Origin of the sequence: Janthinobacterium lividum (assembly GCF_034424625.1) — a bacterium.
Taxonomy (GTDB): Bacteria; Pseudomonadota; Gammaproteobacteria; order Burkholderiales; family Burkholderiaceae_D; genus Janthinobacterium; species Janthinobacterium lividum.
This window is the reverse complement of the sequence record NZ_CP139977.1, coordinates 250,932-269,187: the sequence shown is the minus strand read 5'-3', so window position 1 is coordinate 269,187 and position 18,256 is coordinate 250,932. Positions and strand designations below refer to the sequence as shown.

Genomic DNA, 18,256 nt, shown 5'->3' with positions numbered 1-18,256 from the left:
GTCAATGCCGATCACGACGAAGAGAGTTCAACCCCACCCGAAAGCCAGTATCGCGAACGAGCAAACGGGTAAGTTGGCAATGTCACGTATTGGACAGGTTGTCCACGACGCAAGGCCTCCCACGGCACCTTGCCACCCTGAACCCAGTGCAGCATCAGCTTTTGCAGTTGCCCGTCGGCCGCGAGCGCCTGCGCCATCGCCTCACCCGCCTTGCTCGACAACAGGTTCCTTAACTCGAGTTGGTCTTGCACGTTACCGCTGTACATGCACACCTGTTCGCCCTCACCCGCGACCTTCAAATACTGCCCCAGGCCTCGCCGCAGCTCGTCGAGATCGCCGACCAGCAGCGCCAGGCGGCAGTCCATTTCTTCCCTGCCTGTCTGGAGCGTGTAGGCAATATTGGACAAGGTGATCGGACGTTCACCTTGCTCGAGGACGATGTCACACACATCGCTGTTCAAGTACATCAACAGACGTTGCGCCACGTGCGCCAACTGCTCCGTGGTACGCGCCGAAAGCACGATCCCTTCGAGAGATGGCGCAGCCAACGTCGAGACCTGCGTCGGAGCCTGGACGGTTGTCCCGATGTATTCCTCGATGATCAGGTGAGCATTCGCACCACCTGCACCGAACGAACTGATGGTGGCGCGTCGCGGTTTCCCGATCTCCGTCACCCATGGCTCCGGTTGATCCAACAAGTGAAACTGCGTTGTCGCGAAGTCAATATTCGGATTGCGCGGCTCGGTCTTGATGGACGGTACCAACATCCGATGCTTCAGCTGCAAAACGACCTTAGCCAGCTGGGCCATCCCAGACGCCGCTTCCGCATGGCCGATGTTTGATTTCACGGTACCGATCGGGCACAGCGGTCCATTCACGCCAGCGTTAGCAAACACCGTGCGCAATGCCCTCAGTTCGGTCGAGTCGCCCAGGGTCGCGCCATTGGCCGCCGCCTCGACGTACCCAATACTCGCCGGATCAATACCAGCCTTACTGAAGTTCGCTTCAATCAACTGCACCTGTGCTTCGGCGTTCGGCGCAAAGTAGCCAGTGGATCGCCCTCCATGATTGATCGACGATGCCTTGATTACCGCCAGAACGCGGTCGCCATCCCGGCGCGCCTTGGCCAGTGGCTTGAGCAAAACCGCACCAACCGCCTCCGCCGGCAAGTAGCCGTCGCCATCGCTGAAGCTGCGGCTGCCCGCATGGCTGCCGATGATCTGTGCCTGGCTTAGCGCAACAAATTTGCGTGGATGGATCGAGAGATTGACGCCACCAGCAATGGCCAGTTCGCAGTCACCATCCAGCAGGCTTTGGCATGCCAGATGGATCGCAGTAAGCGACGATGAGCACATCGTATCGACCGCGAGGCTGGGACCGCGCAAGTCGAAAAAGTAGGAAATACGGTTAGCGATCGCGTTATACGACGACAATGCGGTGGCGGCGCGTTCATTGTCATTGGCGGCGAAGGCACCATACAACTGGTACATCGCGCCGACAAAAACACCGACCTTGGATCCGTAGGCTTGGCGCAGGTGCCCGCGCGTGTACGCCGCGTCCTCCAACATGTTCCAGACGGTCTCCAGGAACAGCCGCTCCTTGGGATCCAGAAAGGCGGCCATGCGGGGCGAGATGTTGAAGAACTCTGGATCGAACTGATCCACGTCATTGATGAAGCCTCCCCAGCCACTATAGCTCTTGCCAGGAATATTCTTGCGCTTGTCGAAATAGTCGGCGTGATTCCAGCGATCGGCCGGAATTTCGGTGACGCTATCGCAACCGTTTCGCAAATTTTCCCAGAATGTTTCCAGATCAGGCGCACCAGGAAAACGGCCCGATATGCCAATGATCGCGATGTCGGGCTCCTCCTCGGCGGCGGTGGCAGGCAGCATGCTGTTCACCGTGGCGGCATCGGTTGCCTGCTGTTTGATCGCCGTTTCACTCGCCCTTGGTGGCACCACCGGTGCCACCTCCTGCGGCGACGATACGCCATGCCCGATGACGTTATCGAGCAAGAAATTCGTCAGCGTATCGATGGTCGGGTAATCGTGCAACAAGGTCGACGAGAGACTGCAATCCAGATTTTTTTCCAGATGCAGACGCAAATCGATACTCAACAAGGAGTCCAGCCCTAGATCAAACAGGCTGGCGCGATCATCCAAGGTGGAAGATGCGTTCAGCAGTACGGCGATCACTCTGCTCACATACTGCTTCACCAGTGCATGCCGCGCCATGCCTCCGACACGGCCGAAGCTGGCGAGCACGCCACTGTCGTCGGCCAAGCCATGCGAGGCACTGGCTAGCGAATCAGGCATGGACACCTCCTGGTGCCCGTCCTGCAACACGTCGCCCAGCAACTGGGTGAGATAGGGCATATTGCTCTCAACCATGGACGTATTCCGACGCAGTGGGAGCACGGCAAACTGCGTATGCGTGCTGGCGAACTGGTGCGCGATCACCTGCGCGCCCTGCTCCGGAGGAATAAATCCGAGCAATCCATCCTTGCTAACCGCCGTCCTATGCGTATAGCCGGCCGCGATGCCGATCTGCGACCATCCACCCCAGTTGATCGACATACCGGGCAGACCATTCCCCCGCAAGTACCAGGCGAAGCTATCCATGAAGGCATTGGCAGCCGCATAATTGGCCTGCCCGGGGTTACCCAGGATTGCCGCTGCCGAGGAATACAGGATAAAGAAATCCAGCGGCTGTCCGCGAGTTCCCAGATGGAGGTGCAATGTGCCGCCGACCTTCGGTCCGAAAACACTCTGATAGCGCTCCCAGTTCTGCTGGCCGACGACGCCATCATCCAGCACGCCTGCCGAATGGATCACACCCTTCAGAGGCGGCAGCTCTCGTAACAGCGCTGCGAGCTTCGGCACAAAGTCGGCCCTGTCGCCGATATCGGCTTGCAAAGGATAGGTGCGCGCACCGGCGGCATGAATTTCCTGCAATAGGGGATCGCTGTCACCCTTGCCGGTACTGCGTCCAACCAGCACGAGATGACGAGCCCCCTGGCGCACCAATTCCCTGGCGGTTTCCATGCCGAGAGCGCCAAAACCACCAGTAATAAGATAACTGGCCGCAGGGTCGATGGTCACCGCCCGTGTCAGCTCCAGCGTGCCAGGGCGCAGACGTGCCAGCAAACGACGGCCGCGCCGCAACGCGACCTGGCATTCATCTTCAACGTTCAGCGTGCGCACCAGCAACGCAACATCGGCGGACTCGTCGAGCGCATCGGGATCGAGATCCACAAGGCGCGCGAACAAGCGATTTTCGTTGACGAAGGCGGCGACATGCCCCCATAACAACGCAGCGAGCGGTTGGGTGACGCATGCCTCACCAGCCGGCTGACTGCCGCGTGTCAGGAAACTCAAGCCAATGCTGCGGCGGCCCAGTCCTAGTATTGCCTGGCTCAGCCACAGCGGATACTTTGCACAGACATCGAGTGCCTCCGTATAGCCGTCGCTACCAAGGGGGCCGAAGTCAGTCAGCGACCATCCGTAGATGACGCCATTAACCTGCGCGCCCCCGGCCTCGACGATGTCGAACACGCCGCCAACATCATCCTGCGACTGAGGCGCAAACCGCAGCCTCCCGTGCTTAGCGGGCTCGCCCAGGCAAAGCACGGAAACATGATCGCCTTGAGCGGTCAGTTTCGCTTCCAGCGCGTCGCATGCTGCTCCCTGGTCAGAGAACAGCAGCCAGTGGCTCGGTGCGCGCGCGGCACCCACCGATTCAGCGATGTCTACCGTTGCCGTATCGAACGCCTCATCGACTACCCAGTGTTTTTCGTAAAGCCAGTCAGTATAGTTCTCGTCATTCTGGCTGGGGGCATTCCCGATAGAGCGCACGGGTTGCGTTGCGTAGCGTTGGGTTTCGAAACGATCGATACGCATCACGCATGCGCCATTCGTATCCAGCATGGTCAGCGAAGCGTGGCTCCTGCCGCTGGCGCCATCGGCCGGCGTCTCCACCGGAGCGACTTCGACCAGGCACCACAGTATCTCGGGCAAGGGCCGGTAAAGGTGCACGCCTTTGATCTGAGACGGGACGAACACACCGTCGGCCGCATTCGGTTGCGACGCGGCCGCGATCGCCTGCAGGCAGGCATCCAGCAAAATCGGATGCGCGAGATAGCCATCTAAGGACTGGTCGACGCTGGGCGGCAGAGCGATCTTCGCCAAGGCGCGCCGTTCGCCGCGCGACAGCTCAAAAATACCTTGGAAGTCGGCACCGTAGTTCAAGCCGATCTGAGCGATGTTTTGGTAGTAACGCCGCACGGATAGCGGTTCCTCGCACAGCAATCGGTACGCCTCCAGGGGCGCGTCCGGCAGCGATGCCGGTGCGGCGGTACTCACCTTTGCCCGCACATGCTGTTGCCAGGCGTGGGCCGAACGGGGCTTGCTATAGATCTCCACCAGGCCTGCCGCCGGACGCACATGACAATACACGTCGATCGGCTCCGCTGTGAATACACATTTGTGCAACAACTGCATTTCATCGATCTGCAGCGCCTGCCCAGGCCAGCAGCGGCGGACCGCCACCAGCACCAGATCGAGATACAAACTGGCCGGTACCAAGGCCTCCCCCAACATACGGTGCGCTGCGAGGAAGGGCATGCTCGCCAGGGACAACTCACCAGAAAAGTTCCATGCGCCCGAAGGACAGCTGAACACTGAATGCAGGATGGGGTGTTCGACGCGCTCGCCACCCCATTCCTTCGTCCGCGCCTCGATCCGCCCCACGCGTGCCAGATCAGGCTGGCCGACGGTAGATGGCAACGTCGCATCGAACATATATGCCCAGTCGGTCCAGATCCGCTCGCGCTGGAATGGATAGGTCGGTAGACTGAGTCTCAATGCTGGCTGATCCCCGAAAATGTGCTCCCAATCGAGCGCCAGGCCTGCCATATAACAATGCGCCAGGAAATTCTCCAAAGGAAGCGCCTGGTTACGATTGGTATTGCCATGCACCCAGCGGAAGATGCGCTCATCCAGCTCGCCCGTCAATCGCAGCGACAAGCCGCTGGTCAATGCGATGCGTGCACAACTATCACTGCTGGCGCCCCCCCCAGAGACCAAGGCGTGCTCCTGATTCGCGTTCGCCATCGCCTCCCCGACCTGCCAAGCCTCTGGCAAGGAAGCCGCCTTGCCGAAGGTGCTGACAAAATCACACCGACTCCGCCCCAGCGCCAGATCTGGGCGGACGATGCCCGAGAACAAGATATCGAGCATGTCCTGCCAATCCAACAGGCCGGCGACAGCGGCAGCAATGTATTCGCCGAAACCGCTGCCCGTTATCCGGCATGGAAAGAGGCCAAAATGCGCCAGCAGCTTTGCCAATGCCCATCTATGAACGGCATGGGGGAGCGCTTCCGTCGTCTGTTCGCCTCCCTCGAGCAAGCACCTGAAATGTGCCAGTCCTTCCGAGTGGCGGGGCTGCAGGTAGGCATATGCCTGTTCCACCGTGGCACGGTAAACAGTGTGGCTGTCGTAGAGGCGGCCTGCCAGTGTCCAATCCACATCTTTCTGTCCACCAATGACCCACGCGCAGGCAATGGAATCGAGCGCTGGTACCACGTGGTCACCGCCGGTCACATCGAGATACTCCTGCAGGCAGGCCCGCAGATCTTCTCGGCTACCGACGGTAAAGGCGAGGCGAAAACCGCCTTCGCTGCGCCCTATGGCGGCAGTGCGGCATAAGGCAGGTATGGGCAGCGGCTGTTCGCGCTCCAGCAGCGCCAGGTAGCGGCCGGCATAATCTCCGAGCGCGGCGTGCGAACGCGCGGCCAACCGGAACAAACCAACGTATTCCGCCTGCTGAGCGGGCGCCTGCTCCTCCACATAAGATTCGAGGATGATATGAGCGTTAGTGCCGCTGAATCCGAACGAACTCACGCCCGCTAGAACGACTCCCTCGACCTGTAGCGCAACCGGCTGGGCGGCAATGTGCAGCGTGCGCAGGTCAACCTGGATTTGTGGATTGATCGTCTGGAAATGCAAGTTTTTCGGTACGTGCCGGTGACGTACCACCTGGATCGCCTTGTGCAACCCGCCGATCCCGGCGGCAGCCTCCATGTGGCCGAGATTCGACTTCAACGCGCCGATCAGCAACGGCTTGCGGGCCTCGCAGCCGTGCACGTAGCTCGCCTCAATGGCGCGCACTTCGATCGGATCACCCAGGGCGGTACCGGTCCCGTGGCACTCCACGAAATCCACGTCACCCGGTGCCACGCCGGCGTCGGCCAATGCCGCCGCGATCACGCGCCGCTGCGCCTGTCCACTCGGCGCAGTCAAGCCTTGGGTGCGGCCATCGTGGTTAACCGCCGAACCACGCACCAACGCATAAATCCGGTCGCCGTCACGCTGGGCATCGCTCAGGCGCTTCAACAACACCAGTCCGCAACCTTCCGACCGTACGTAACCATCGGCGCCTGCGTCGAATGTTTGGCAACGGCCGCTGCGCGACAGCATCTGCGAGCGGCATGCCACCACGGTACCTTGGGGCGACAAGATCAGATTGACACCGCCCGCCAGCGCCGCATCGCATTCGCCGCGCCGCAACGCCTGCACCGCCAGGTGCACACCGACCAGCGATGACGAGCAAGCCGTGTCGAGCGCCAGTGCCGGGCCTTCCAGGCCGAACGTGAACGCCAACCGACCAGCCGCGCAACTCCTGGCCATGCCGGCGCCGATGTAATAATTGGCAGCCTCCAACGGCCCCTGCAGCTGGCCGTAGTCATCACTCATGATGCCTACGTAGACGCCAGTGCGACTGCCGGCGAAGCGTTCGATGGCATATCCGGCATCCTCGAACGTCTCCCAGGCCAATTCCATCAACAGCCGATGTTGCGGATCGAGATGCCTGGCCTCTTCGGTCTTCAAGCCGAAATGTGCCGGATCGAAGCGATCGATGTCGGAAAGCATGCCCATCGCGTCGGTGTAGATGCTGCCCGCCTGATGCGCATCGTCGTTCAAGAAGCGGTGCATCGGCCAGCGCTGGTCTGTCATCCGGCCAATGCAGTCCTTGCCCTCACTTAGCGCTTCCCACAACTGCTCCAAAGAATTGATGTCGCCGGGATAGCGACAGGCCGTGCCGACGATGGCGATAGGTTCGCTAAGCTCCTGCTCCAGTTTTCGGTTAACCGCCTTCAAGCGCTTGATCTCGTTCACGCTCTTGCTAAGCAACTGCTTGATATCATCCATCTGTCAGCATCCTAAAATAAAATTGGTATCCGTCTCATTCAGTTCGAGATCAAGCATCATGGACAGATCGTCGATCGACATTGACACTTCCGGCGGCGGCACCTGCTGTTCAGCCACATTGACTGGCCGCCTATCGGCAAGCAACAAACGCAACACGTGGCCAGCAAGGCTGGATACGCTGGGATGATCGAAAATCGTGTCCACATGCAACTTCAGTGCGAATGTCTCACTGAGATGGCTAGTGAAACTGACCGCAGTGACCGAATCGAGGCCGAGATCGAAGAATGGACGATCGTCCGACACATGGTTCGACGCAATTTTCAGAAAGCCGATCAAGCGCTCCCGAATGACGTCGGTGACCAACGTGGCCTGTTCGGCATCGGGCAGTGTGAAGAAATTCCCTCCCAGCACGTTTGCCTGCGGCACAGTCAAGTCGGGCGGCGCAGCGAGTGCATCTGGTTCGTCGTCGACACGACAGACCGCGACTTGCACCATCGGATAACGCAGCAAACCGACCAACTCAGCCAGCGCCTCCTCGGATGACAGAGGATCGCGGAATTGAACGCCCGCGGCCTGTGCCTTGCGCGCCATTCCTGTATCCGCCCAAGCTCCCCAGTTGATGCTCATCGCCGGCACACCTTGGGCGGCCCAACGCTGCGCAAGAGAGTCAAGCAGACCGTTGGCGACCGCGTAGTTGGCCTGGCCCGCTGAGCCGACCACCGAGACGATCGAGGAAAACAAGACAAAGAAGTCCAGCTCCATTGACGTGCTCGCCTCGAACAGATTCAGCGCACCTTGCACCTTGGCCGAAAACACCTGGCGCCACTGCGCTATGTTCTGGTACTTGAGCATGGCATCCGACAAGGTGCCGGCGGCATGCAGGATGCCGGCCACGGGCGGCATGTCGCGGACGATCTGCTGCATGCACGTGCGGACGCTGTCCGGGTCGCCGATATCATCGATGAATACCTGCACTTTGCAACCACGCTGCCGTAGCTGTTCCACGCGCTGCTCCGTTTCCGGGCGCACCGAACGGGCCAGCAAGGCAATGGCCTCGGCACCCTGGTCCACCAACAGTTCCGCCGTTAACAAGCCGATACCGCCCAGGCCACCCGAGATCACATAGGTGCGGCTGGGGCGAACGGCCGGAACCGTGCTGACAGGCGGGCGCATCGGTGCCGGCTTTAGTGCCGGCAGATAACGCATGCCTTGGCGGTACGCAACCACTGCTCCGGGTTGGCTGCCCGCTACCTCGGCCAACCAATCCAAGGCGTCATGCTGATCCAGGTCGACCAGCGTCACGCGCAGTGATGGAAACTCCAAGGCGGCGGTACGCACGAGCGCGGTGGCGGCATGGCCAACCGACGACAACGGTATTCCCCCAGCCTCGATGCTTTGCGAAGCCCGGGTCAGCACGATCACGGGCAGCGCCGCCTCGCTAGCCGCAACCAACCATTGCGCAAGATACCAAAGCGAGTCTTGCACCCGCTCGGTCCATGCTGCCGGGGACAAGTCCTGATCGGTCTCATCCAGCAGATCGGCGTAGATCAGTGCCTGCGCACCGCCTGCTTCATCAAGGGCGACGCGAAGGGTACGCTTGATCGCAGTTGGCTCCTGCGCGGCTGCTTTCGGCCAGACCCGATACACGCACGGCCCCAGGAGAGCCTGCAAATCTGACAGCAGAGGCCGCTCGCGACCGATCAACAACAGCGCACCATCCAGGCCAGACGGTACATTCGCGGGTAACGATGACACGTCCCACGTGAGCTGATGCAGCAGCCCGCTGTTTGCTGCCGGCGCCGCCAACGTCGCCACCTTCCTGAAACTGGCTTGCTGAAAGCGCGCGCACAGCCGCCCGTGCTCGTCGATGACGATGATGTCATACACCAGTTCGCGCGATCCACTGGCCTGTGGGAGGTAGCACGTCAGGCACCAGAAACTCTCGCCCTCCGGCCAGCCAAACAATTCCGCACGGCCGATGGTATAAGGTAAGAAAAGACCGTCCGGTTTGACCTCCAGTGCATCCGCAAATACATTCACCGTTTGCAGACAGGCATCGAGCGCACGCGGATCGACCAGGAAATCAGCATCGAGCGTGCGGATCTTGGCCACCGCGCACTGACCGTCACGCCAAATTCGCTCGATACGCTGGTAGGAGGCACCTAACCGAAGGGTCAACGGCAAATAGGTCGCGTAAAAAGCGGCACCATCGACAGAAGATGGCGCGTTGTCGCGTATTGCGCGCAGGTCATCGAATACTGTCCCGGCACCGGCAGGTAGGCCATTCGCATGTCCGCACTTCGCGACCGAGGCGAACGACTGCCATGCGCTTGCGTCGGAGGAGCGGAAGTGCAATGCGCTGCGGCCCTCCGCGCCGATGGCCAGCTGTACGTTGAGACGCTGTTCAAAGCGCAACGGACGCAGGAAGGTCAGTCCCTCCAGCAACACGCCGGCGGCAAGGGCGTCGCGGCCCAGTGCATGCAGCACGAACGCCAAGGTAGCGGCGGCAGGGAGCACGTTCGTGGCGCCAATCGCATGCTCGTCCAGGTACGGCTGGCGTGCGCTGTCCAGCGCGAAGTCGACGTAACGCTGACCGTCACGTGCCGAGGTCAGGTCGGCCACAATAAGCGCGGATGGGGCCGTCGCGATCGACGCATGGCCAGGCACCCAATAGCGGCGTGCCGGGAAATGGCTGGTCGGCAGGTTGACTATACGGGCTCGCGCGGGCGCAAAATAAGAGTGCCAGTCAATGGCCCGGCCCTGTTTGGCAAGAGAGACAACCAGCGTGGACAGTTCGGGATCTTGGTCGGAACCGACAAGGCCCGCAAACAAGTCGAGGGCACTTGCTTGTACGACACAGGTGTCGTAGGGGAACGCCGTTGCACAGGACACGGCGCAGACCTGGTTCAGTTCGTCGGACCAATCTGCTCCAGGCCCGAACACAAATGGCACGTCGCCGGAGGAAAGCCGCAATGCTGCCATTGCCATACGTACACCCGCCTCGTCGTCGGCGATTAGCCCTGCGAGCATCGTTTCGATGCTCGCCGCACCGCTCAGCGCCGCCGCGCAGAACAGCATCGCCCCTTGCGCATGCAAACCTTCGGGACGAACATTTAACGCCTGCAGCAAGCGACCGTAGGCCAACCCCAGGACGCCCGCCCGCAGGCGCGACGACAAAGGCGCCGCCTCGTCCGTGCAGAGCGCACGCGGCGGCTCAATACGGTACCCATGGACACGCAAGGCATCGGCACAGGCGTCGATCGTATCGCGGAATGCGGCATACTGATCATAATAGAGTGCTGCAAAACGCGCCCAGCGTGGTTCGACGTCGAGCGGGAGATGCCACGTTAAGGGATGCTGTTCGGTACCAGGTTTCTCGAACGCCGCCGTAGCGTCGCCGGCCAAGGCCCGCAGCCCCTCCAGCAACTGCGCGATCGAAGCCGCCGGCAGTACCGCCTTGATCGGCTGCCCCGCCCGTGACATGCTCATCGTATAGGCCACATCAACGGCCGCCAACGAACTGCTGGCCAACGCCTGGGCATAACGTGCTGCATCACCTGCCAGCTGTTCGCAGCTGACATGTGATAACACTGCCAACGGCACGAAGCCGGCCGGCGGCCCACCACAATCGGCAGGCTTGGCATACTCCTCCAACACGACGTGCGCATTCGTTCCGCTCAGACCAAACGAACTGACACCCGCTATACGCGGTGAATCCCATGGCTGCAGCTGGTCGGCGACCACCAAGGCGCTATTCTCCCATTCGAAGTTCGGATTCGGCTTCTGGAAATGCAGGTGCGGCGCAAGCATGCGATGACGCATGCACAACAGTACCTTGATCAACCCGGCGACACCGGCTGCGGCCTCGGCATGACCGATATTGGTCTTCACGGAAGCAATGTGCAGGGGCGTCGCACGGGGCGTCCTACCAAATACCGCTTGCAGTGCGTTGAGTTCTATCGGGTCGCCGAGCAGGGTACCAGTGCCGTGCGCTTCGATGTAGCTCACCTCGGACGGGTCAACAGCCGCGTCCTCCAATGCCCTTTCCAGCACCCGCTGCTGCGATAAGCCGCTAGGAACCGTCAGCCCACCAGCATGGCCGTTGTGGGTCACGGCGCCGCCACGGATGACTCCGAGGATGTTGTCATTTTCCGAGATCGCATCGGCTAGCCGCTTGAGCACGACTACCCCGCACCCTTCGCCGCGCACGAACCCGTCGGCCGCCGCATCAAAGGTGCTACAACGTCCGCTCGGCGACAGCATGCCGCCGGCACACTCCAGTATCAAGGGCTCCGGCGACAACTGCAGGCTGACGCCACCGGCCAGCGCCATGTCGCATGCACCTGAACGTAGGTTCGCACATGCCATCTGCACTGTGACAAGCGAGGACGAGCAGGCGGTGTCGATCGTCATGCTCGGCCCCATCAAACCGAATGCATGCGAAATCCGCCCGGCCACGACACTGTTGGCACTGCCAGTACCGACATAGAATGCGTTCTCGCGCACATGCTGGCTCAGGTGCAGGTAATCCTGGGTCATCACACCCATGAAGACGCCGGTCTCAGAGCCGTCCAGCGCAGTCGGGTCGACACCCGCGCTTTCGAACGCCTCGTAGCTGACATCGAGGAGCATGCGCTGCTGCGGATCCATCAGTTCAGCCTCGATACCCGCGATGCCGAAGCGTTCGGGATAAAATTGATCAACCTGGTCGACAAAGCAGCCTTCGGCCACATAAGCTTTGCCTGGCTTACCTCTCTCGCGGTCGAAGTACCGGGAGTGATCCCAACGCTCGACGGGAATACCACTCACAGTGTCCACGCCATTTTTGAGCAATTCCCAAAACTGCTCCGGCGTATTGGCCCCGCCTGGGAAGCGACAAGCCATGCCGACCACGGCAATCGCACCATCGGCCTGCGCCGCGGCCGCTGGTGCCAATATCGCACTCGGTTCCACGGGCGTGTCAGCGCCGCGCGAGGGTAAGCTTTTGATGAGGAACTCCGCCAGCGTTGCAATGCTCGGATAGTCGAACAACAAGGTCGAGTCGAACTTTTTCACGAAATCTTTTTCGAGGATTCCGCGCAAGTCAATCGCCAGCAACGAATCCAAACCGTGGTCGAACAAGCTGGCTTGTGCTTCGATCGTGTCCGTGTGCTTCAACAAGCCAGCCACGATCCGCTGCAAGTGGGTTTCGAGGTGGCGCCGGCGTTGCGGCACGCTCATCTCGTACAGTTGCGCCAAGAAATCCTTGGTTTGTGCGGCGATCCGCCCGGACGCCTGCGGCCCGCCATCCTGCAGTAAATCCGCCAGCAGGCGTTGCACTTGGGGCTGGCGTTGTGCGTCGAGTCGTTTACGCAGATTCAGCGGCAATACGGCGAACTGCACATTGGTGCATTGGAATTGTTGCGCAATCACGGCCAGTCCCTGCTCAGGCGTGATGGTTCCCGCGATGGAATCACTCTCGCTCAAACGCGCACCGATATTGCGGGCCGCCGCGGCGCCGATGCCCGACCAGGCGCCCCATCCAATCGCCAGTCCCGGGTGGCCCGCGCCGCGCCGATACGAAGCGAACGCGTCCAGGAAGGCGTTGGCGGCGGCATGATTTGCCTGTCCGGGGTTGCCCATGAGTGCCGCCGCGGAGGAATAAATCACGAAGAAGTCAAGCTCGCACGCCGCGACCGCACGGTGTAGATGGATCGCGCCGAACACTTTCGGGCGTAACACCCGCAAGTAGCGCTCCCAATTTTGCTGCTCGATCACGCCATCATCCAGCACGCCCACGGAATGGACGACACCGCGCAGCGCAGGTAGTCCGGGCAGCAAGCCGTCCAGCGCCGATTGCAGCGCCGCCTCATCGCCCACATCGACATGCAGCGCATGGATTTGCACCCCCTGGGCACGTAAGGTGTCCAGCACCAACTCGGATTCCGCGCGAACCGAGCGGCCAAGCAGGATTAAATGTCGCGCGCCCTGTGCAGCAAGCAGCTTCGCCGTCTGCAACCCGAGATCGCCGAAGCCACCCGTGATCAGGTAGCTCGCCTGCGCAGATATCGTTCGAGCGGGCGGCACCGCCAGCGGCGCCGCCCGCAAGCGCGCCACCATGGCCCGGCCATCGCGTAGGGCAAGCTGGCACTCTTCGGTCTGTTCGAGCACATCAAGCATGGATGCGTCGAACGCATCAGTCGCATCGATGTCGATCAACCGTGCGAAGGTGGCATTCTCGTTCACGAAAGCAAACACATGCCCCCACAGCAGAGCCTGCAGTGGCTGGGTCACCGCGGCCGCCACCGCTTGCGCGCCAGCCGTCAAGAAATTCGGACTCAGGTGACGCCAACGCGGTTGCAACAAAGCTTGACACAGCAGCAGCGGATATTTTAGATACCGCTCGGCGGCACTGGCCAGTTCCCCTTCATCCAGCGCACAGGAATGCAATGACCATGCATAAACGATGCCGGTGATCGGTCCGTGCGCCTGCTCCAGGTCATCCAGCATGGCGATAAAACCGTCCCGGCTCTGCAACTGCCAGCCATGGCTGTCCGGAGCCGATCCAACCTGCGACACCTGCATTCCGCGCAAGGCCAGCGTATTGCCCAGCTGTTCGGACCAAGCGTCGCCGTCGGCAAACACCACCCAATGGCCAGTCGCCCGCCGCGCCTGCTTGCGCGCCACGAAAATACTTTCGGTGCGCCCCGGCTCGTCAGTTGCCAGAACTGGTTCAAAACCACGCTCACTCAACAAGCTGACCCAACCGGCAGGGTCGAGCAGAGGTCCCTCTTGGCGCAGCTCCCCATCGCTGAAATTCCACCAGCCTGGCGTCAGGCCGAAGGTCAGGTCGAGCCATGCCTGCGGCCGCGTCACTTCGCGCAACAACAACATGCAGCCATCAGCCAGGCACTGGGAGAGATGATCCAGCGCACGTGCAAGATCGGCAGTCACGTGGACCACATTCACGGCGATGATGAGATCGAACTGACCAGGCTCGAAGCCCTGTCCGCGCGGATCGGCTTCCAAGTCGAATACACGGTACTGGAACGACCCGGCATCGCGGAATTTCTCCTCCGCGCGTCGCAGGAAGTGAGCAGACAAGTCGGTGAACACATAGTCGACATCGCGCCCGCCGAGCAGGGACAACACCCTACTGGTCGTTGCACCGGTTCCGGCGCCGACCTCGAGGATACGCAGCTTGCGATCTGGCGGCATGCTGGCAGCAGCCTGAGCGGCCAGAGCCGCCACCCGGTCGTTCAACGCCAGGCTGCCGGCACTGTCCTGGTAGAGCGCTTCGGTGTCATCGGCATGTGCAGACTCGAACAAGAGATCCAGTGCGTTAACGCGTCCACGCAAGACGTCCGCCAACACGCCACCACAGCGCACCAGCAGATCCAGCTCGCGCGTCTCGCTCCCAAGCGACCGCCGCAATGCAGCCTCGACGTCCTGTGCGGTGCGTCCTGATGTCGGCAGATGTCCCTGCAGGGCAAGCAGCCGCCGCACCAGGCGCAGATAGGCTGGCAAGACGGCGTGACCTTGCACCAGATCCTCGGCCGAGGGTGCCGACGTGGCGACCACTCCGAGCTCCCTGAAAGCTTGCGAAATATACAATCCAGCCAGCTCGTCGAAGTCCTGGAACAGCGCCTCGTCCGCCACGTAGTGCGCTGGACCGAAATGCGGCTGGGCCAGCTCCAGCAAGGCGTCGGCCGCGATCGAAAGCCCGGCGCCCCGGCCCTTCATCGGCACCCAGTGCTTTTCCCACAGCCAGTCGCGCCATGCTTCCTGCGGTGTTGGGACCTGGTAGCGCGCCGCCTCGAAACGTTCGATGGCCATGACTTCATGCCCTTGCTCATCGTAGACCAGCAACGCAACTGACAGATTCTCGCGCTGACGCAGATAGTCGCTCACTTGCGACTCACTCTCCCAAGCCGCTTCAGGACCGAGTATCCGTACCAGGCACCAGAGCGTGTCGGGGCGCAGTCCCGAATCTCGCAGTCCATGGATCTCCACAGGCACGAACAGCTTTGCTGGTGCTTCGACGTCCTGGGTCTCACCGATCGCCGCACCGATGGCCTGGAAACAGGCATCCAGCATGACAGGGTGCAGACCGCGACCAGCCCATTCGCGTGGCAAGGAGACGGGCCAGTCGACCTTTGCCAGCGCAACACCTACCCCGCGTGATAAGCTGGTGATCGCTTGAAAGGCTGGGCCGTAGTCGATGCCAGCACGCCGCGCCTGGGCGCGGTAAGGGCCGAGCGCCACCGGAACCGGGCATTTCTTGCGATCGACGTCCAGCGCATGGTGCCGTGGTGACTGCTCGACAGGCTCATTTACACTGGCGCTGACGTGGTGCCTCCATTCGCCGTCGCCAGCGCCCTTGGTGAAAATATCCACAGCAGCTGTCACGCCGTCGGCCGCGCCAAGGCGGCAATACACACCCAGCGGGTGCGAGCCCAATACGCAAGGCTGCATTATGCGCAGGTGTTCCACCCGTACCGGCGAGCCGCCCGCCCCGGAACAGGCTTCGGCGATCATGTCCAGATAAGCACTGGCCGGCAGTACGATGGCGCCGGCCACCACGTGATCACGCAAGAAGGGAAGGCGCGCCAACGACAGCTCGCCGGCAAACAGGCTTCCCCCATCCGGCTCGGCCAGCACGGTGGTGAAAACGCCATGCCGCATGCTACCGAACAACAGCGGAAGTGAAGCGACGCGAGAGGTCACGTAGTCCGGTACCCAGCAGCGGCGCCGGTCGAAAGGATAGTCGGGCAGCGGCAATACAGCCGTGGTGCCGGCGGGGCGCCAACGGGGTGACAAACCGCAGCTAAACAGCGCCACAATCAGGCTCGCCAAGCTCCCCGTATCATTCCCGCGTCCCGCACCGGATACCGGCGCCAGGCGCAAGATATCAATCTCGAGAGCGCCGGACTCCGGCTGCCACGGCGTATCCGCCAAGTCGGAAGTGCTCGCAAGCACTTCGGCAAGAAGGCGCTTGATCTCGTCCGGGCGGCCATGCGGCAGTTCGTGCCAGGTGTGGCCGATGTTCAGGCACACCGCAAGCCTTGCCTCGGCCAGCTCGAGGTCCGCGAGCAAGCTTTGGCACAGTGCCGTCGGCAACGCCGCGTCCAGCGCCTTGGCCAAGGCAACCGCTTGCTCGATCGTCAAGGCGTGCGCGCATACCAACGCGGCCAGTGCACCTGAACCGGCCCCCCGCACTGATTGCGGTTGCAGTCCGCATGCCGCCAAGGCTTCAGTATGCAGCCACTGCGCAACCAGCCTGTTCAGTGCCGGCCGGTCGTCGCACTGGTTGAGACGCTCCAAAGTGATGCCGGCCGCCGCCTCGATTCGGAAGCGAAGTTGTTGGTCATCGGTTGCGCAATGGAAGGAACCTGCCCCATCGAACAGCAACACCAGGGACGGCTTCGCCGGCGGTACAGCGAACTCGGTGCCGGCACCAGCATCCAGGCTGTCCAGCAGTTCCTGGCTTGTCCCTGCCAAAAACCCGAAACGATAGGGAAGATCACTGCGGATCCGATTGACTGCCGCGGCAAGCTCCTGCAACGATGCCTGCGGCTCGGAGCGCGCGCGTTGCGCCAGTTGTACCAGCTGTCGGCGTAGCGCAGCGCCGGTGTGTGCGGAAAAACAGAACGCGTGACGTACACCAGAAGACGGCGGGGCCGGCACGGGCGCGGCCACGTACTCGCTCAACAGCAAGTGCGCATTGGTTCCGGTATAGCCGAATGAACTCAAGGCGGCGATACGTGGGCGCTCACTATTCCACATGCGCGCGATGCCCTTGGGAAATAGCAGTTGCCCGTTCAAGTCCTCGAAATGCGGATTCATCGCGCCGAGATGCGCGATCGGCGGCAAGCGACCACGTTGCAGCAACAACACTAGTTTGATCAGGCCAGCAACGCCGGCAGCCGACTCGCAATGACCGATGTTGGCCTTAACCGCACCCAGGACCAACGGCGTCCGACGCCCGCTCGCACAACCATATACCGTGTCCACTGCCTGCACCTCCACCGGATCGCCGAGCGGCGTGCCGGTACCGTGTGCCTCCAGGTAGCCGACCTCGGCTGGGTCAACCTGCGCGTTCGCTAGCGCACGGCGTATCACATCGATTTGCGCCGGCCCGTTCGGTGCGCTCAGTCCATGGCTGCGGCCGTCCTGGTTTACGGCCGAGCCGCGAATCACCGCCAGGATCGTGTCGCCATCGGCTTGTGCCCGCGACAAGGTCTTCAGTAGAACCAGGCCACAGCCCTCCGAGCGCACGTAACCATCGGCCCCGTTGCCGAAGGTGTTGCAGCGCCCTTGTGCCGACAGCATGTGTGCGACGGAGGCGCCGATCGCCGCCTCGGGACTAAGCAGTAGATTCACGCCGCCCGCCAGCGCCATCGTACATTCGCCCATGCGCAGGCTCTGGCACGCCAGGTGCACCGCCACCATCGATGATGAACAGGCGGTATCGAGCGCCATGCTCGGCCCCTTCAGCCCGAACACATAGGCCAGCCGTCCGGCCGCGGCGCTGAGCGCATTGCCGATCCCGACATAGGGATTGATGTCCCCCGCGCTCTTGATCAAGCGCTCGTAGTCACTGTTCATTTGGCCGATGTAGACACCGATGTTGGCGCCTTTGACCGAACTGACGTCGATACCGGCACGTTCGAAGCAAAACCATGCCTGCTCCAGCAAGATGCGGTGCTGCGGATCGATATACGCGGCCTCGGCCTCAGAAATGCCGAAGGCGGCGGGATCAAATTGGTCGACTTCCTCGAGCAGGCCGAATCGCCGCGTGTATATCTTGCCGGGCTCGCCCGCATTCGGGGAATAGTAGTCGTCCATGTGCCAGCGCTGGTCCGTCATGGTCGTGACCGCATCCTTACCGTCCTCAATCAACTTCCAGAATGCCTCCGGATCGGCTGCGCCGGGAAAGCGGCAAGATAAGCCGATGATCGCCACCGGTTCGTCACGCTCCGCCTCCAGTTCGCGAATGCGGCGATCTTTCTCCTGAATCTTCAGGATGGAGCTCTTCAGTAGATCCTTGTGGCCCTTCATGTCGTTAC

The 18,256-nt window shown here is 61.7% G+C and carries 2 protein-coding genes; both read right to left on the bottom strand.

What is annotated here, in order from left to right; genetic code table 11:
• Positions 1-11: 11 nt before the first annotated feature.
• Positions 12-7,208, bottom strand: a complete 7,197-nt coding sequence (locus U0004_RS29420; protein WP_070259625.1) for an SDR family NAD(P)-dependent oxidoreductase — start codon at positions 7,206-7,208, stop codon at positions 12-14.
• Between the two features lie 3 nt (positions 7,209-7,211).
• Positions 7,212-18,248, bottom strand: coding sequence for a type I polyketide synthase (locus U0004_RS29415; protein ID WP_139144269.1), 11,037 nt, complete (start codon positions 18,246-18,248; stop codon positions 7,212-7,214).
• Positions 18,249-18,256 lie beyond the last annotated feature (8 nt).